Annotated in this window: 17 protein-coding genes; 12 read left to right on the top strand and 5 right to left on the bottom strand. The window is 67.0% G+C overall.

Going from position 1 to position 15,915, the window contains the following annotated elements; translation table 11 throughout:
• Positions 1–3 precede the first annotated feature (3 nt).
• Complete coding sequence (gene hemN, locus IBJ06_RS11645) at positions 4–1,344, top strand: oxygen-independent coproporphyrinogen III oxidase (protein ID WP_292160499.1); 1,341 nt, start codon at positions 4–6, stop codon at positions 1,342–1,344.
• A gap of 3 nt (positions 1,345–1,347) precedes the next feature.
• On the opposite strand, the gene IBJ06_RS11640 is transcribed toward hemN, so the two are convergent.
• From IBJ06_RS11640 to IBJ06_RS11625, 4 genes are all read right to left on the bottom strand, one after another.
• Positions 1,348–2,943 carry a carboxylesterase/lipase family protein gene (locus tag IBJ06_RS11640; protein WP_292160497.1) on the bottom strand — a complete coding sequence of 532 codons (1,596 nt, stop codon included), beginning with the start codon at positions 2,941–2,943 and terminating at the stop codon, positions 1,348–1,350.
• A 65-nt stretch (positions 2,944–3,008) separates the two neighbouring features.
• Entirely contained in the window at positions 3,009–3,398 is a 390-nt protein-coding gene (locus IBJ06_RS11635; RefSeq protein ID WP_292160495.1) for a hypothetical protein, read from the bottom strand.
• 70 nt (positions 3,399–3,468) lie between these two features.
• Positions 3,469–4,953 carry a HAMP domain-containing sensor histidine kinase gene (locus IBJ06_RS11630; RefSeq protein WP_292160493.1) on the bottom strand — a complete coding sequence of 495 codons (1,485 nt, stop codon included), beginning with the start codon at positions 4,951–4,953 and terminating at the stop codon, positions 3,469–3,471.
• Complete coding sequence (locus IBJ06_RS11625; protein WP_292160491.1) at positions 4,950–5,762, bottom strand: TVP38/TMEM64 family protein; 813 nt, start codon at positions 5,760–5,762, stop codon at positions 4,950–4,952. The genes IBJ06_RS11630 and IBJ06_RS11625 overlap by 4 nt, the downstream gene beginning before the upstream one ends.
• A gap of 137 nt (positions 5,763–5,899) precedes the next feature.
• On the opposite strand from IBJ06_RS11625, the gene rpmH reads away from it, so the two are divergent.
• From rpmH to yihA, 4 genes are read left to right on the top strand one after another with little or no spacing between them, the layout of a single operon-like run.
• Positions 5,900–6,034, top strand: coding sequence for a 50S ribosomal protein L34 (rpmH, locus tag IBJ06_RS11620; protein ID WP_003164000.1), 135 nt, complete (start codon positions 5,900–5,902; stop codon positions 6,032–6,034).
• 37 nt (positions 6,035–6,071) lie between these two features.
• On the top strand, positions 6,072–6,461 hold the full coding sequence (locus tag IBJ06_RS11615) for a ribonuclease P protein component (RefSeq protein WP_292160489.1): 390 nt from the start codon (positions 6,072–6,074) through the stop codon (positions 6,459–6,461).
• A 34-nt stretch (positions 6,462–6,495) separates the two neighbouring features.
• The gene (gene yidC / locus IBJ06_RS11610) at positions 6,496–8,313 is read left to right on the top strand and encodes a membrane protein insertase YidC (RefSeq protein ID WP_292160487.1); all 1,818 of its coding nucleotides are present in this window, start codon (positions 6,496–6,498) and stop codon (positions 8,311–8,313) included.
• Positions 8,310–8,951, top strand: a complete 642-nt coding sequence (gene yihA, locus IBJ06_RS11605) for a ribosome biogenesis GTP-binding protein YihA/YsxC (protein WP_292160485.1) — start codon at positions 8,310–8,312, stop codon at positions 8,949–8,951. The genes yidC and yihA overlap by 4 nt, the downstream gene beginning before the upstream one ends.
• A gap of 49 nt (positions 8,952–9,000) precedes the next feature.
• On the opposite strand, the gene ppk2 is transcribed toward yihA, so the two are convergent.
• Positions 9,001–9,765 carry a polyphosphate kinase 2 gene (gene ppk2, locus IBJ06_RS11600; RefSeq protein ID WP_292160483.1) on the bottom strand — a complete coding sequence of 255 codons (765 nt, stop codon included), beginning with the start codon at positions 9,763–9,765 and terminating at the stop codon, positions 9,001–9,003.
• A 66-nt stretch (positions 9,766–9,831) separates the two neighbouring features.
• Here ppk2 and IBJ06_RS11595 point away from each other — a divergent pair, with 66 nt between their 5' ends.
• The 7 genes from IBJ06_RS11595 (at position 9,832) to IBJ06_RS11565 (ending at position 15,861) form a co-directional block, all read left to right on the top strand.
• A complete protein-coding gene (locus tag IBJ06_RS11595) occupies positions 9,832–10,551 on the top strand; it encodes a 16S rRNA (uracil(1498)-N(3))-methyltransferase (RefSeq protein ID WP_292160481.1) in 720 nt (239 codons plus the stop codon).
• Positions 10,552–10,611: 60 nt separating this feature from the next.
• Positions 10,612–11,973, top strand: a complete 1,362-nt coding sequence (locus IBJ06_RS11590) for a glutamate--cysteine ligase (protein ID WP_292160479.1) — start codon at positions 10,612–10,614, stop codon at positions 11,971–11,973.
• Positions 11,974–12,030: 57 nt separating this feature from the next.
• Entirely contained in the window at positions 12,031–12,372 is a 342-nt protein-coding gene (locus IBJ06_RS11585) for a hypothetical protein (protein ID WP_292160477.1), read from the top strand.
• Positions 12,373–13,044: 672 nt separating this feature from the next.
• Complete coding sequence (locus IBJ06_RS11580) at positions 13,045–13,197, top strand: hypothetical protein (protein WP_292160475.1); 153 nt, start codon at positions 13,045–13,047, stop codon at positions 13,195–13,197.
• A gap of 420 nt (positions 13,198–13,617) precedes the next feature.
• A complete protein-coding gene (locus IBJ06_RS11575) occupies positions 13,618–14,367 on the top strand; it encodes a DUF72 domain-containing protein (protein WP_292160472.1) in 750 nt (249 codons plus the stop codon).
• Entirely contained in the window at positions 14,364–14,738 is a 375-nt protein-coding gene (locus IBJ06_RS11570; protein ID WP_292160470.1) for a GFA family protein, read from the top strand. The genes IBJ06_RS11575 and IBJ06_RS11570 overlap by 4 nt, the downstream gene beginning before the upstream one ends.
• A gap of 61 nt (positions 14,739–14,799) precedes the next feature.
• The gene (locus IBJ06_RS11565; RefSeq protein ID WP_292160468.1) at positions 14,800–15,861 is read left to right on the top strand and encodes an NAD(P)-dependent alcohol dehydrogenase; all 1,062 of its coding nucleotides are present in this window, start codon (positions 14,800–14,802) and stop codon (positions 15,859–15,861) included.
• The last annotated feature ends 54 nt before the right edge of the window (positions 15,862–15,915 follow it).

Genomic DNA, 15,915 nt, shown 5'->3' with positions numbered 1-15,915 from the left:
GGCATGATCCGTGTTCCTTCCCCTGATCGCCTGCGGGCCCCGACGCCGCGCTACACCAGCTATCCCACGGCGGTGCATTTCAGCAGCGCGGTCGGTCCGGACGAGAGCGGCGCGTGGATCGCTGCCCTGCCCGAGACGGCGGCCCTGTCGCTGTATGTGCATATCCCCTTCTGTGGGGCCCTGTGCTGGTACTGCGGCTGCGCGACCACGGTGGTGAACACGCCGGGGCCGATCGCGGGCTATCTCGAGGCTCTGGAGGCCGAGATCGGGGCGGTGGCCGACCGGCTGGGGCCGCGACGGCGGGTGACGCATCTGCACTGGGGCGGAGGCTCGCCCAACAGCCTTCAGCCGGACCAGATACTGGGGCTCGCCGGGGGACTGCGGGACCGGTTCACCCTCGACCCCGAGGCCGAATTCGCGGTCGAGATCGACCCGCGCTTCATGGATGCGGCGCGGGCCGAAGCGCTCGCCCGGGCAGGGGTCAACCGCGTCTCGATCGGCGTTCAGGACTTCAGTCCCGAGGTCCAGGCCGCCATCAACCGGCGGCAATCGTTCGAGACGACCCGGGCGGTGGTCGAAGACCTGCGCCGCGCGGGCATAGGGGCGCTGAACATCGATCTGGTCTATGGCCTGCCGCACCAGACCGAGGCCCGGCTGGCCGATACGCTGGATCAGGCGCTGGCGCTCCGGCCCGATCGGCTGGCGGTCTTCGGCTATGCCCATCTGCCCCAGCGCATTCGCCACCAGCGGCTGATCCCCGAGGCCGCCCTGCCGGGGTTCGAGGCACGCCTGCGGCTGGCGGAACTGGCGACCCGGCGGCTGGTGGACGCAGGCTATGTGCGGATCGGACTGGACCATTTCGCTCAGCCAGACGATCCCCTGGCGCAGGCCCCGGCGCAGCGGAATTTTCAGGGCTATACGACGGACCGCGCCGATGCCCTGATCGGCCTCGGCGCCTCGGCCATCAGCCGGTTCCCGCAGGGCTATGCCCAGAATGCCACCGGGGTCGCCGACTATCGGGCACGGATCGCCGCAGGCGGACGGGCGACCGCGCGGGGTGTGGCGCTGAGCGACGACGACCGCCTGCGGGCCCATGTGATCGAGCGGCTGATGTGCGATCTGACCTATTCGGATGCCGGCCTGCGCCGGCGGTTCGGCGACCGGGCCCGGTCGCTGGCCGGGATCGTGGCCGACATGGACGACCTCGAGGCCGAGGGCCTGATCGAACGGACGGACGACGGCTTTCGCATCCCAGAGGCCGCCGCCCCCTTCGTCCGCACGGTCTGCACCCGCTTCGACGCCTGGCTGGCCCGGGCCGATGCGATCCACGCCCCGGCGGTGTAGGGGTCAGGTTCCCGGCTGGATGTAGGGAATCCGCGCAAACCACGCCCGTTCGGCCCCGCGCGGGTCGTTCTCCATGCGCGGTGGCCGGTCGAGCACCAGTGTCTCGCGACGCGCCAGCGAATAGGGGGTCCAGTCCGGCAGGTCCGCGCCATTGGGGTCACCGGTCGCGGCATAGCGGGCGACGAAGCCGCTCATCCGGTCGGCCATGTCCTGTGCCTCGGATCCGATGGCCCCCGAGCCCTCGGCGGACAGGGTGTCGAACACCAGCGGAATGTCCGAGGTGTGAAACGCCCCGGTCCGGCCGTTCGGCAGGCGGGCGGGCCAGTCCAGCTGATAGACCCGGGCCGGACTGCCCTGCCGCGCGCGCTCCTCGGCCTCGATCACCGCCGCGCGCCAGGACCGGCCCGCGGTCGTGGCCCGGATCAGCACCTCATCGGGCGACATCTGCGGATAGAGGTCGCGGTAAAAGGCGATTACGGCCTCGGGTGCCACGTCGATCCGCAACTGGGCAGGCGTCAGCCGCGCGGGCAGGCTGTCCCACGTCAGATTGGCATTGGCGGGATCGTTGCCGAGGAAGGCCAGCGTCTCTTCGCGGGTATTGCCGATGATCATCGGAATGTCGGCCGACAGGGCGGGGGCATCCGGATAGAAGGGGTGGCGCATCAGCACCCGCTCGTCCAGCACCGGACCGAAATAGAGACTGCCGCCCAGAATGGGGTCCTCGGCCCGGGTGGCCTCGATCAGCCGTTCGACGGGCAGGGTGCGCAGCTGGCCGATCCGGTCCGGCGCAAGGCCCAGCGCATCCAGCCACACCTCGGCCCGGCGCGTGGCGTTCAGCGGGCCCGACGCGGTCACCTGCTGGCCGCTCATGGTCATGACGCGGTGAAACAGGCCGCGCGCCTGCGGCATGGCCATCAGGGTCGCGATCTTGGCCCCGCCGCCCGACTGCCCGATCAGGGTCACGCGGGACGGGTCGCCGCCGAAGGCCGCGATACTGTCGCGCACCCACTCCAGCGCCAGCACCAGATCCAGCTGGCCCAGATTGCCGCTGTCCTCGAAGCCGGTGATCCCCTGGCCCGCCGCCAGTCGCGCCAGATAGGCATAGCCCAGCGCATTCAGCCGGTGGTTCAGCGTCACCACCACCAGCCCGTGCCGCCGGGCGAGCCGCGCCCCGTCGGTCAGGGGGCTGGAGCCCGAGCCGGTCGCATAGGCGCCGCCGTGGATATAGACGATGACCGGGCGCGGCTCGTCGACGCGCGCCGGTGTCCAGACATTCAGGCGCAGGCAGTCCTCGGACGTCGCCCCTGCCTCGGCCCGTTGGGGGGCAGACGGACCATAGACGGTGGCCTCGAACGGTGCCGTCCACGACGCGGGCGGGGCGGGCGGGGCAAACCGCCGGGGGCCGGTGTCCGCCCCGTAGGGTATGCCGAGGAAGACGCGCACATCCTGATCGGTGAAGCCGCGCACGGGACCATACCGGGTCTGAACCAGCGCGGGATCACCCGCGCCGGCGGTCCCCCTGCCGGGCCATGCGGCGGCCAGTCCCGCGCCGATCAGCACGCCACGGCGCGAGGTCCAGGGTCCGCCTCGAAATACCATTCTGTGTCCCCCAGCCGTCCGAAGGCGGAGGCTGTCACGGCTTCACAGCGGCATCAATGGCCGTGTCAGTTCCCGGCGCAGGCGGCGCGGACGCCCCGCTGGCAGGCCGCGACCTGGTCGCGCCAGCGGGCCTGACGGGCCTCGGCGGCGGCCACCTCGGCGCGGTGCTCGGCCATGCGGGTTTCATAGGCGGCCCGCTCGCGGGCGGCTTCGGCCTCGATCTCGGCGATCCGGGCTTCGCGCTCGGCGACGGCGGCCTCATAGGCGGCGCGGCCCTGGGCCTCGACGGCATTGGCACCCTCCAGCCGGGTCAGGACCCGGGCGTTCAGGCGGTGGGTTTCGTCATCGCCGGAATCCTGCTGCACGACAGGGTCCTGCGCGGGTTGCCGGGGCGGGTCCTGCATCAGGGGGCCGCCCAGCAGAAGGACAGTGGAAACGGTCACAAGTGAAATCATGGGATCCTCCGAAGGAACACACATACCCCATGCGAAACGGTCAAGCCTTTGAAAGTTTCCTCATGGGGACTCAGGCGTTCAGCACCAGTTCGAAGATCGTCCCCTGCGGGCCGGTCGAGACCAGCCGCAGCGTGCCACCCTGGGCCTCGGCCAGCTCGCGGGAAATGGTCAGGCCCAGACCCGAGCCCTCGCGCCCGGCGCCCGAGACAAAGGCCTTGAACAATTGTTCTTCGATGCGCGGGGGGATGCCCGGGCCATTGTCCTCCAGCCGGACATGGACTCGGGTGCCCCGCACCTCGGCGGCGACCCTCAGGCGCGGCGGGCGGGTGCCGCTGACGGCCTCGGGCGTGTCGCTCAGCGCCTGACGGGCATTCCGCATCAGATTGACCAGGATGCGATGCAGCTGATCCGGGTCGGCGGTCACCGCCAGCCGGGCGGGCAGGGCGCGCACCAGCTTGATCCGGCTGTGCTCCAGGCCGGCGTCCTGGGCGGCGGCGGTAACGGCCGCGCCCAGCGGCACGCGGCGCAGCTGGGGCTCGGGCTCCTCGGTCTTGCCGTAGTCCAGCACATTGCGGGTCAGGGCCGTGGCCCGGCCGAGCGCCCGCTCCAGCCGGGGCAGGGCCCGGGCCACCGTGGGGTCCGCGGAATCCGCCATCCGGTCCGAGGCGATCTGGGCGGCGCTCAGCATGTTTCTCAGGTCGTGATTGATCTTGGCCACCGCCTCGCCGAGCGCCGCCAGCCGGGCGCGGGAGCGCAGGGCCAGCCGGACCTCGCCCTGCATGCGCGCCAGTTCGCGCTCGACCTGACCGATTTCGTCACGCCGGTCGGACGGGGGCTCCGGGTCCGACTCGGGATCACCCGCGAACCGCTCGATCGAGCGCGTCACCCGGTTGAGCGGTCGCAGCACCAGCACCGCCAGCGCGGCATACAGCATCAGACCCGCCAGCCCCGCGACCAGAACGGCGGTGAGCAGGCTGTTCACCAGCGTGGCGCGCAGCTCCTGTTTGAGGGGTTCGGCCGGGGTCAGGATCTCCACATAGTCGCCCGAGCGATAGCTGGGCCGGGCCTGCACCCGGATCGATCGGTCGGGGTGGCCGAACAGGGTCCGCCAGGGCTCGACCACCCGGGTCCAGGCATCCCGGCCCCTCAGGTCGATGACATCGGGCGCGCGCGGCAGATTGGGGGCCTGCAGCAACAGGCGGCGCACGCCCTGATCGCCGACCACCACGGCCTGCACCCCGCCGATGGTCATCAGCTGCTCGGCCACCTCATCGTCCACCATACTGTAGGGCAGAGCCTCGACCGCCGTGGAGGCCAGCTCGGCCGCCTGCAGCCGGTCGCGCAGCCAGCGCTCATGAAAGCTCGCGGCATTGGGGACGATGATCAGGGCACCGACGGCGAAGGTGAAGATCACCGTCAGCAGCAGCAGGCGAAAGGCCAGACCCGAGAAGATGCGGGGGCCGACGCGGGACGTGGCGGGCGCGCCGGCGCGCGCCTTCAAGGCCGTCAGGGGCTTTACCGCCCAGCGATAGACCCGGTCCGTGGCCGCCGTCATGCCATCCTCTTCCGACGGCGCTTGTACCACGCCTGTCCGCCCTTGATCATCAGCGGCAACAGGATCGACAGGAAGGCCACCCCCATCAGCGGCCAGAAGAATTTCGAGACCAGCATGTTCAGGTCCGGCTGCACCCCCTGCCGCAAAAGGTCGCCCAGCCCCCAGCCGATCCAGGTGTAGATGTAGGTCGAGGGCAGCAGGCCCAGAAAGGTCGCGGCGATATAGGGGCGGAGCGGAGCGGCGACCATGCCCGCCGTGGCATTGATCAGCACGAACGGCACGCTCGGGATCAGCCGCAGGGTCAACAGGGTGACGAAGGCATTGCGGTCGATGCCGGTGGCGATCCGGTGCATCATCCCGGCGTCCGCCTCGAACTTGGCGCGCAGCCAGGTGCCGATGGCACTGCGGTACAGCATATAGATGGCGATCGAGCCCAGCGTCGCGCCGGTCGCCTGGGCGAGGGCCCCGACCAGAGGCCCGAACATCATCCCGCCCAGAAGCGTCAGGAACACCGGGCCCGGAATGGTGCTGGCGGTCGCCAGGGCATAGACGGCGATGAAGATCACCAGCGCCAGCAGGAACCGCTCGGCGGCGAAGGCCTGAAGATTCAGCCCGTGCTCGCGCAGCATCTCCATCGACAGATATTTGTTCCAGCCCATGGCAAAGGCCAGGATGACCAGGCCGGCCAGCGCCAGGATCGGCGACAGGCGCAGGATCCAGTCCTTCAGCGACCGGGGCGCATGCCCCTTGCTCGGGCTGGAAGGCTCGGCGTCGGGCTCGGGATCAGCGGGGGTCGGGGGCTCGGTCATGGCTTCACGGTCTCATTCTGGGGCCAGGCGGCACGCCGACGGCGTTGACACCCGCGCCCCGGGGTCTTATACGCCCGCCCTCTTGCGGTGGACGCCTTCCTGTCCGCCGCTTCATCGCTAGATAAATGGAGCCGACCGTGAAGCGGACCTATCAGCCGTCGCGACTCGTGCGCAAGCGCCGTCACGGCTTCCGTTCGCGGATGGCCACCAAGAACGGTCAGAAGATCGTTGCGCGTCGTCGCGCCAAGGGCCGCAAGCGCCTGACCGCCTGATGCGTCGGGTCTCTCCGTCCGGAGAGACCGTGTGGCCATGACCCGCATTGAACGTCTTGTTTCGCGGCCCCAGTTTCTGGCGGCCGCGAAAGGCATGTCCGAAGCCCGGGGCGGTGTCGTTATCCAGCGGCGCGACCGGGGCGATGGCGACCCCCGGATCGGAGTCGGCTTTACAGCCACGCGCAAGATTGGCGGGGCGGTGATCCGCAACCGGGCCAAACGCCGTCTGCGAGAGGTCGCGCGCCTGCTGATTCCCGAACTTGGACGGCCCGGATCCGACTATGTGCTGATCGCGCGCATGGGCACGGTCGACCGCGCTTGGCCACGTTTGCTTGACGATGTGAAATGGGCCCTTACAAGGCTCGCGACCCCGCGCCCGCCGCGGCCGGATGCGCCCGACGGGCCGTCGGCCTCGACCGCGCCCTGAACGCTTCGCCACACCTGGCCAGGACCGCCGATTCATGAACAGCGAAAACAGTCGCAACACGATCATCTTCATCGTGGTCACGGTGATCTTCCTGTTCGCCTATCAGGCCTTTGTGCTGCAGCCCCAGGCGGACCAGCGCAAGGCGGCCCTCGATGCCCAGCGCGAGGCCACGGCGGCGCAGAGCCAGCCGGGCGTGGCCCTGCCGACCGATTCCGCCGACATTCCGGCGACCCCGCCCGTCTTCATCACCGACCGCCAGGCCGCTCTCGGCACCGCCAGCCGGGTAGCCATCGAAACCGACACCCTGAGGGGGTCCCTGTCGCTCGAGGGCGGCAAGATCGATGACCTGTTCCTGCTGGGCTATGACCAGACGCTGGGCTCGGACCAGCCCGTGGAACTGTTCCGGCCGCAGGGCATGGAATATGCCTATTTCGCCCAGTTCGGCTGGCTGGGCACCAATGTCGCCGGCGGCGTTCCGGGGCTGGACACACCCTGGCGGCTGACCTCGGGCGAAACCCTGACGCCCTCGACCCCCGTCACCCTGACCTGGGACAACGGCCAGGGCCTGCGCTTTACCCGCGTCATTTCGGTGGACGAGCAGTATCTGTTCACCGTCACCGACACGGTCGCCAACTTCAGCGCCCAGCCGATCACGGTCGCGCCCTATGGCTCGGTCCGCCGTCAGGGTGTGCCGCCGACGCTGGGCCGCGAGATGATCTCGCACGAGGGTGCCATCGGCACCTTCGGCAAGGGCGGCGGCTACACGACCGAGCAGCACAAGTACAACGACTGGGCCAAGAAGCCGCCGATCCGCAAGGAATCGACCGGCGGCTGGCTGGGCATCACCGACAAATTCTGGCTGGCGGCGCTTATCCCCGATCAGGGCGAGGCCATCGAGGCCGAGTTCCGCGTCCGCGACCAGGGCAACGTCAAGTCGATGCAGGCCAATATGCTGGGCGAGGCCGTGACCATCCAGCCTGGCCGCCAGATCACCGAAACCCGTCACCTGTTCGCCGGCGCCAAGCGTAATGAAATCCTCAAGAGCTATGAGGAGCAACTGGGCCTGCCGCGCTTCATCTATGCGATCGACTGGGGCTTCCTGTTCTTCCTGACCCGCCCGATCTTCCTGATCGTCGACTTCTTCTATGGCGTGCTGGGCAATTTCGGTCTGGCCATCCTGGCCCTGACCGTGGTGGTCAAGCTGGTCATGTTCCCGCTGGCCAACAAGGCCTATGAGAGCATGTCCAAGATGCGCAAGCTCCAGCCGAAGATGGAGGAGATCAAGAAGAAGCACGAAGGCGACATCCAGAAGCAGCAGCAGGAGACCATGGCCCTGTATCAGCGCGAGAAGATCAATCCGCTGGCGGGCTGTATTCCGATCCTGATCCAGATCCCGGTCTTCTATGCCCTCTACAAGGTGCTGTTCGTCACCATCGAGATGCGCCACGCGCCCTTCTTCGGATGGATTCAGGATCTGTCGGCGCGTGACCCCTCCAACATCTGGAACCTGTTCGGCCTGATCCCGTGGGATCCGGGCAGCCTGCCCCTGCTGGGCGGCCTGCTGGTCGGGGCCCTGGGCCTCGGCGTGCTTACGATCTTCTACGGCCTGACCATGTGGCTGCAGATGGCCATGAACCCGCCGCCGCCCGATCCGATGCAGCGCAAGATCTTTGCCTTCCTGCCGTTCGTCTTCACCTTCATCATGGCGCCGTTCGCGGCCGGCCTGCTGGTCTACTGGGCGTGGAACAACATCCTGTCGATTATCCAGCAGTACATCATCATGCACCGCTTCAAGGCCGAGAACCCGATCGATACCTTTATCGACCGCTACATCAAGAAGAAGGCCGCGTGACCGACTTCACCGAGGAAGAGCTGGAGGCCGCGCGGGTGCTGTTCGCACGGCCCGCCACCTTCATCATGGGCTGTGCGAAGATCGAGCAGTTGCCGCCGCCCGACTGGCCCGAGATCGCCTTTGCCGGGCGCTCCAATGTCGGGAAGTCCAGCCTGATCAACGCCCTGGTGGGCATGAAGGGTCTGGCCCGTGCCTCCAACGAGCCGGGCCGCACGCGCGAGGTCAACTTCTTCGACCTGGATGGACGCATGCGTCTGGTCGACCTGCCGGGCTATGGATGGGCCAAGGCGTCCAGGGGCGAGGTCAAGCGATTCCAGAACCTCGGCCGCGACTACCTCCGGGGGCGGGTGACGCTGAAACGGGTCTATCTGCTGATCGATGCGCGCCACGGGCTGAAGGCGGTCGACTCCGAGGCCCTCGACGCCCTGGATCTCGCCGCCGTCTCCTATCAGATCGTTCTGACCAAGGCCGACAAGCTGAAGGCGGGCGAGGGGGAGAAGCGCGTCGCTGAAACCCTGAAGGCCATTTCCAAACGCCCCGCCGCCTATCCCGAGGTGGCGCTGACGTCGTCGGAAAAGGGCTGGGGCATTCCCGAGCTCCGCGCCTGGGCCATGACCGCCGCCGAGGTCGCGCCCTAGCTGTTTCGTCCCGTGCAGAGTGTACGGACCACCTGCGGGTAATCTCGCCTTACCGCGCCATGCGGCCGTCCTTCAGGGACTCGGGCTCGAACGGGAAGGCAATGGCGGGATCAACCGGACGCGTCGAGACACTGAGGCCGTGCACCCCCAGGCGCTCGACCAGATGGCGCATGACGTTCAGCCGGGCCTGCTTCTTGTCGTCGGTGGCGACGATCAGCCACGGCGCATGGGGCGTATGGCTGCGCAGCAGCATGGTGTCACGGGCCTCGGAATAGGCGTGCCAGCGCTTCTGGGCCTCGGCATCCAGCGGTGACGTCTTGAAATGTTTCAGGGGGTCCTCGACCCGGGCCTCAAGCCTGCGCGCCTGTTCGCCCTTGGTAATGTCCAGCCAGATCTTGATCGGGACGATATTGGCTTCGGTCAGCATGGCCTCGAAGGCCGGGACATCGCGGATGAAGTCGGCCTGTTCCCCGGCCGTGGAAAAGCCCATCACCACCTCGACCCCCGCCCGGTTGTACCAGGACCGGTTGAAGATCACGATCTCGCCCGCCGCCGGCAGGTGGGCGACGTAGCGCTGGAAATACCACTGGGTCTGTTCGCGGTCGCTCGGCTTGGGCAGGGAGACGACCCGGGTATGGCGCGGGGCCATGTGCTCGGTGACCCGCTTGATGGCGCCATCCTTGCCCGCCGTGTCCCGCCCCTCGAACAGGATCAGCACCTTGCGGCCCTCGGCGATCAGCCGGGCCTGGCTTTCGACCAGGGCGATCTGGAGGGTGCGCAGCTCGGCCTCATAGGCCTCATTTTTCTTTCCCATGGCTGACATGGGGCCCAAGGCGGTCGATAGATGCAAGCGAAAGCCGCAGCCTCCGACCGACGTCTCATGATCCGCCTCCATATTCCCCAACCCCTGTCGCCCGGCGCCGCGCTTGCGCCGACGCTGGAGCAGTCGCGCTATCTGACCCAGGTGATGCGGCTGAAGGCGGGCGATGCTCTTCTGGTCTTCAACGGTCGCGACGGTGAGTGGCGCTGTTCCGTGACCGAGGTGCTGAAGCGGGGTTGCCTGCTGAAGGCGGAGGAACGGGTCCGCGACCAGATCCTGCCGCCCGATGTCGAGCTGATCCTGGCTGTGGTGAAGAAGAGCCCGCTGGAGTTCGCGGTCGAAAAGGCCACGGAACTGGGCGCGCGCCGTATACGGCTGGTGCGCACGGCCCGCACCCAGCCGCAGACCATCCGGCTGGACCGGCTGGAGACCATCGCGGTCGAGTCCGCCGAGCAGACCGGACGTATGGATGTGCCGGAGATTGTCGCGTCCGAGCCCCTCGACGCCATTCTGGACGGGTGGGACCCGGACCGCCGCCTGATGTTCTGCGACGAGACGGGCGGCCCGCCGGCGCTGACGGCCTTGCCCGCTGCGGGTGGCAAGGCCTGGGGCATATTGATCGGGCCGGAGGGCGGGTTCTCTCCCGAGGAGCGGGACCGCTTGCGGGCCCTGCCGTTCACGACGGCGGTCTCGCTGGGATCCCGGGTGCTGCGGGCCGACACGGCGGCCGTCGTGGCCCTGACCCTGTGGCAGGCGACCCTGGGCGACTGGCCACGCTGAGGCCACTTGTGCCCGGCCCCGGGACCGCCCATTTCGCCAGACGAACGAGGGACCCCTTTCATGGCTGATGCTGCACCGCTGACCCGCGAGGCCCTGATCGGGGCGCTGTCGAAGGGGATCAAGCCGAAAGACCATTGGAGGATCGGGGCCGAGCACGAAAAATTCGGCTTCGACAAGGCGACGCTGCGTCGACCGGCCTATGACGGACCATCCGGCATCCGCGCCATGCTGGAGGGGCTGCAGCGGTTCGGCTGGAGCCCGGTCGAGGAGGCCGGCCATGTCATCGCCCTCGAGCGCAAGAATGCCGAGGGCTATACCGCCTCCATCAGTCTGGAGCCGGGCGGGCAGTTCGAGCTGTCGGGCGCGCCGCTGAAGGATATTCACGACATCTGTTCCGAGACCGGCCAGCATCTGGTCGAGGTCAAGATGGTGGCCGACGAGCTGGGGCTGGGATTCCTCGGCTCGGGTTTTGATCCCTTGTGGCCGCGCGAGGATGTGCCGGTCATGCCCAAGGGCCGCTACGACATCATGCGGGCCTATATGCCGAAGCGGGGCGCGCTGGGCCTCGACATGATGCTGCGCACCTGCACCATCCAGGCCAACCTGGACTTCGACTCCGAAGCCGACATGGTGATGAAGTTCCGGACCTCGCTGGCGCTGCAGCCGGTGGCAACGGCCCTGTTCGCCAATTCTCCGTTCACGGAAGGTCGGCCGAACGGGTTCCTGACCGCCCGCGCCAATGTCTGGACCGATACCGACCCTGACCGCACCGGCATGCTGGATTTCGTCTTCGCAGACGGCTTCGGCTTCGAGGCCTATGTCGACTATGCGCTGGACGTGCCGATGTATTTCGCCAAGCGGGGCGACCGCTATGTCGATCTGTCGGGCCAGTCGTTCCGGGCCTTCATCGACGGCAGACTGGACGCCCTGCCGGGCGATCGTGCGACGACGAAGGACTGGGCCGATCATCTGACCACCCTGTTCCCCGAGGTGCGTCTGAAACAGTATCTGGAGATGCGCGGGGCCGACGGCGGTCCCTGGAGCCGCATCTGCGCCCTGCCCGCGCTTTGGGCGGGGATTCTGTATGACGCCCCGTCGCTGGCGGCGGCCTGGGACCTCTGCAAGGACTGGCAGATCGAGGATCACGAGCGTCTGCGGCGCGACGTCACCCGCCTGGGCTTGCGGGCCGAGGTGAACGGGCGGGTCCTGAGGGACGTGGCCGTCGATCTGGTGGCCATCGCCCGGCAGGGGCTGAAGAACCGGGCGCGCTTCTCGGGCGGCATGGTCGATGAGCGCGGCTATCTGTCGGAACTCGAGGACACGGCCGACAGCGGCGTCACCCCGGCCGAGCGCCTGCTGGACCTGTATCACGGGCCCTGGGCCGGCGATGTGCGCAGGCTTTACTCGGACTATGCCTACTGAGGCAGTGGCGCGGAGTCGCCTTGCGGAACAACGGTGGCGCTTGCGGGTTTCCTTGGCATGACCATCGAAAATCGCCCCCCCGAAGAGCCCACGGATGTCCTGCCTGGTCAGGAGCCCGCCGAGGCCGACGCCCGTGAAGCCGATGGGCCCGTCGTCGACGCAGGCCGCACCAAGCAGGGCCGCAGCGGCCTCAGGATCCTGATTGTGCTGGTGGTCTCCATCACCCTGATCCTGATCATCTACGCCATCATGGTCATGGCCAGCCAGCCTGCTCTGGATTCCGCTTCGGACATGGCGGACGAACAGCCCATGCCCGCCGAGCTGCAGCCCGTGCCGAACGCGTCGCCGGGCGGATCCCCGGCGGCTGTGCCGGAAACGGATCAGCCGCCGGCCCAGTAGGCCCGCAGCGCCATGTCTCGACTAGGTTTGCCGAGGCACGGACGCCTCCCTTGAAGGAGACGCACAATGGCGACCATGAACATCCCCGAGCCCGCCGTTCTCGGCATCGCTTGCGACCATTGTGCGGGGCATTAACTACGGCCATGCAACGGGGGCGCCCCACGTTGCGTGGTCCTGTCCGATCCTGCCGCCGAACCTCACATGCGCGATCTCGTGACGCTTCAGGCCTTCGACGGACCGCTGGAGGCCGTGGGGCCAGCGAGGCCAGCTTCGAATCCAATGTTGAAGGGCGTCTCGTGACGACCCACGGTCGCTTTACGCCGGTCGCCGTCGAGCGGTTCGAAGTCGATAGAAAACCCGGAATGAGCCGTCATCACCTGTGGAATCAATGACCCTGAGACCGGTTGCCATGCCGCCGGCGGCGAATGTCTGTGGGCGGTAGTCAGCGAAGATGCCAGCTCAGTCCTGATTTTGTCCAGCGGCTTTCCCAACGGACTCGAAGCGGGCGGCGGGGCCGTCTCGCCGTTGCGGCTCCTGCCGGTCGAGGAAGATGGTTGCGGCAGTCCCAATAATAAACCTTGAACTGTCTTGTACAAGGTTGTTGACGGCTCAAAACAAGGTTGCTACAAGGGTCCTGCTCGAGGCGCTTACGCCAAAATCAGGAGATAAGAGATGATCAAGACAGTTTACACCGTCGACGAAGCCGTCAAGGATACTGGGTTCACCCGCGCCGCCGTCATTGCTATGTTCCAAGCTATCGCGTTCAAGGGAATCGCTGATTTCAAGATCGGGCGTCGCGGGCATCCCAGCCGCCTTGAGGGCTAAGAAACCTATGGATAATGCAACTCAAGCAATCGCTGATTTCATTTGGTCCACGAGGGAAAATGAAGTCCCGGTGGAGCTCATAGAGAAGAGGCTCAAACTGGCGCGCCATGAGGTGGTGTCGTCACTGCAGGACCTTGCAGCGGCTGGTCATGGCACATTCGTGCCTGGCCGCCGGAGCCGACCCTCGCGTATTGTAAAGGCCTTAAATCGACCCGTACCGCCCCCTACACCGGGTGTGGTAAGCCCGACGCCATCGCCCGAGAGCCCTAACCCATTGCCAGAAAGTGAAAATTTGGAAGTCGGGGTCCAGGTTTTCGTGCTTAAGCGCGACAAGCCTTTCCGTTTTGTTGTGCCCGACGACATTACTAGGTCTGAGGCGGAAAAAATAGCGAAGTGGCTTGATTTGGTGGCAGAAGGTTAATGACTAATCCCATCCACATCGGCATCGGCGGCTGGACCTATGAGCCCTGGCGGGGCGTCTTCTATCCCGAAGGCCTGGTCCAGAAGCGCGAGCTGGAATACGCGGCCGGAAAGCTGACCTCGATCGAGATCAACGGCACCTATTATTCGACCTTCAAGCCCGACAGCTGGATGAAGTGGCGCGACGAGACGCCCGACGGTTTCGTCTTTGCCGTCAAGGCCAGCCGCTATTGCACCAATCGCAAGGTGCTGTCCGAGGGCCAGGAGAGCTTTGACCGGTTTCTGGATCAGGGCCTGACGGCGCTGGGCGACAGGCTGGGGCCGATCAACTGGCAGTTCATGGCGACCAAGAAGTTCGATCCGGTCGATTTCGAGGGCTTTCTGAAGCTCTTGCCGAAGGAGAAGGACGGCCTTCGCCTGCGTCATGCGCTGGAGGTTCGGCACCCCAGCTTCGACGCCCAGGAATTCTATGATCTGGCGGCGAAATACGGCTGTGCCATCGTCTATGCCGAGGATGATGAGGCGCCGGAATGGCCGCGCATCGATCAACCGACCGCAGACTTTTCCTATGCCCGGCTGATGTCGAGCCGCGAGGACGAGCCGACCGGCATGTCGCCCGCCGAACTCGACGCCGCCGCAGACCGCCTGCGGGGCTGGGCGAAGCGGGGCGATGTGTTCGCTTATATGATCGCCGGGGCCAAGGTCCGGAATCCGGCGGCCGCCATGGCCCTGATCGAGCGCGTGGAATGACCGGTGAGCTCCTGCGGGGCAGCTGTCACTGCGGGGCCCAGCGGTTCGCGGCGGCAGCACCCGAAACCGTCACTCACTGCACCTGCACCACCTGCACCAAGCGGGGAACCTTGGCCGCATATTACGCGCCTGCGGCGGTTCAACTCACTCTCACGCCCGCGCTCTTGACGCCCTATGAGTGGGGCGACCGGATGATGACCTTTTACCACTGCGCGACCTGTGGCTGCGCGGTCCATGCCGAGGTGCCGGCCTGGACGACGGATGACGGCGAGGTGCGGCCTGCCCGGGTGGTCCTCAATGCCCGGCTGTTCGAGGGGCTGGACCTGGCCGCCGTGCCGATCCGGCATGTCGACGGGCGAAACGAATGGTAGGGTTGCGCCGATTGTCCGCCATGGACACCTGTAGCGGATAGCCCTCTGAAGGATACGCCCCATGCCCATCGCCACCCGCGCGTTTGCCGCCGTCGCCGCCGACAAGCCGCTCGAGCCCTGGGCCTTTGACCGGCGCGATCCGGGTCCGGACGATGTGGCGATCGAGATCAGATACTGCGGTGTCTGCCACTCCGACCTGCATGTGGCCCGGAATGAACTGGGCGGCGGAACCCGCTATCCGATCGTGCCCGGGCATGAGATCGCCGGCGTGGTGACGGCGGTCGGAGCGAACGTCACGCGCTTCAGGGAAGGCGACCGGGTCGGTGTTGGCTGCATGGTCGACAGCTGCCGGACCTGCGCCTCCTGCCAGGAAGGGCTGGAACAGTACTGCGTCCCGGGCATGACGCAGACGTATGGTTCGCCCGATCCGAAGGGGGCAGAGGTCGGGCAAAAGATCACCCAGGGCGGCTATTCCGACCGGATCACCGTCGACCAGAACTATGTGTTGCGCATTCCGGACGCCCTTCCGCTGGATGCCGCAGCCCCCTTGCTGTGCGCCGGGATCACCACCTGGTCGCCATTGCGCCACTGGAAGGTCGGCCCGGGCTCAAAGGTGGCGGTCGTCGGCCTGGGCGGCCTCGGCCATATGGCGGTCAAGCTGGCCGCGGCCATGGGGGCAGAGGTCACCGTCCTGTCGACGTCGGACCGCAAGAAGGCCGATGCCGAACGCATGGGGGCGAAGCATTTCCTGATCAACTCGGACAAGGCGGCGATGGCGGCCTCGACCGAAAAGTTCGACCTGATCATCAATACCGTCTCGGCTACGCATGAGATCGCCGGGCATCTGAACCTGCTGGCCCGAGACGGCACCATGGTCATGCTGGGCCTGACGACCGAGGGCCTGCCGGTGTATGCCATGCCCCTTCTGTGGCGCCGTCGCTCCGTGGCCGGCTCGCTGATCGGCGGCATCCGCGAGACGCAGGAAATGCTCGACTTCTGCGCCGAACACGACATCGCCTGTGACATCGAGGTGATCGCTCCGTCACAGATCAACGAGGCCTATGCGCGGATGCAGAAGTCCGACGTGCGCTATCGCTTCGTGCTGGATATGGCACAGCTGTGAAGAAGCTGCCCTAGCCGGGAACCCCGTGTTTCGTTAAGGCTTGGGGGACGGAGG

Origin of the sequence: Brevundimonas sp. (assembly GCF_016742135.1) — a bacterium.
GTDB lineage: Bacteria > Pseudomonadota > Alphaproteobacteria > Caulobacterales > Caulobacteraceae > Brevundimonas.
The sequence above is the reverse complement of the archived record's forward strand: the minus strand, read 5'-3'. Positions and strand labels throughout refer to the sequence as shown.

Coding starts and splice junctions, on each gene's coding strand:
- IBJ06_RS11595 (WP_292160481.1), top strand. CDS start 9,832: ATGATCCGCCTCCATATTCCCCAACCCCTGTCGCCCGGCGCCGCGCTT.
- IBJ06_RS11640 (WP_292160497.1), bottom strand. CDS start 2,943: ATGGTATTTCGAGGCGGACCCTGGACCTCGCGCCGTGGCGTGCTGATC.
- IBJ06_RS11635 (WP_292160495.1), bottom strand. CDS start 3,398: ATGATTTCACTTGTGACCGTTTCCACTGTCCTTCTGCTGGGCGGCCCC.
- IBJ06_RS11570 (WP_292160470.1), top strand. CDS start 14,364: ATGACCGGTGAGCTCCTGCGGGGCAGCTGTCACTGCGGGGCCCAGCGG.
- IBJ06_RS11625 (WP_292160491.1), bottom strand. CDS start 5,762: ATGACCGAGCCCCCGACCCCCGCTGATCCCGAGCCCGACGCCGAGCCT.
- hemN (WP_292160499.1), top strand. CDS start 4: ATGATCCGTGTTCCTTCCCCTGATCGCCTGCGGGCCCCGACGCCGCGC.
- IBJ06_RS11590 (WP_292160479.1), top strand. CDS start 10,612: ATGGCTGATGCTGCACCGCTGACCCGCGAGGCCCTGATCGGGGCGCTG.
- IBJ06_RS11615 (WP_292160489.1), top strand. CDS start 6,072: ATGACCCGCATTGAACGTCTTGTTTCGCGGCCCCAGTTTCTGGCGGCC.
- IBJ06_RS11630 (WP_292160493.1), bottom strand. CDS start 4,953: ATGACGGCGGCCACGGACCGGGTCTATCGCTGGGCGGTAAAGCCCCTG.
- IBJ06_RS11580 (WP_292160475.1), top strand. CDS start 13,045: ATGATCAAGACAGTTTACACCGTCGACGAAGCCGTCAAGGATACTGGG.
- ppk2 (WP_292160483.1), bottom strand. CDS start 9,765: ATGGGAAAGAAAAATGAGGCCTATGAGGCCGAGCTGCGCACCCTCCAG.
- yidC (WP_292160487.1), top strand. CDS start 6,496: ATGAACAGCGAAAACAGTCGCAACACGATCATCTTCATCGTGGTCACG.
- IBJ06_RS11585 (WP_292160477.1), top strand. CDS start 12,031: ATGACCATCGAAAATCGCCCCCCCGAAGAGCCCACGGATGTCCTGCCT.
- IBJ06_RS11565 (WP_292160468.1), top strand. CDS start 14,800: ATGCCCATCGCCACCCGCGCGTTTGCCGCCGTCGCCGCCGACAAGCCG.
- IBJ06_RS11575 (WP_292160472.1), top strand. CDS start 13,618: ATGACTAATCCCATCCACATCGGCATCGGCGGCTGGACCTATGAGCCC.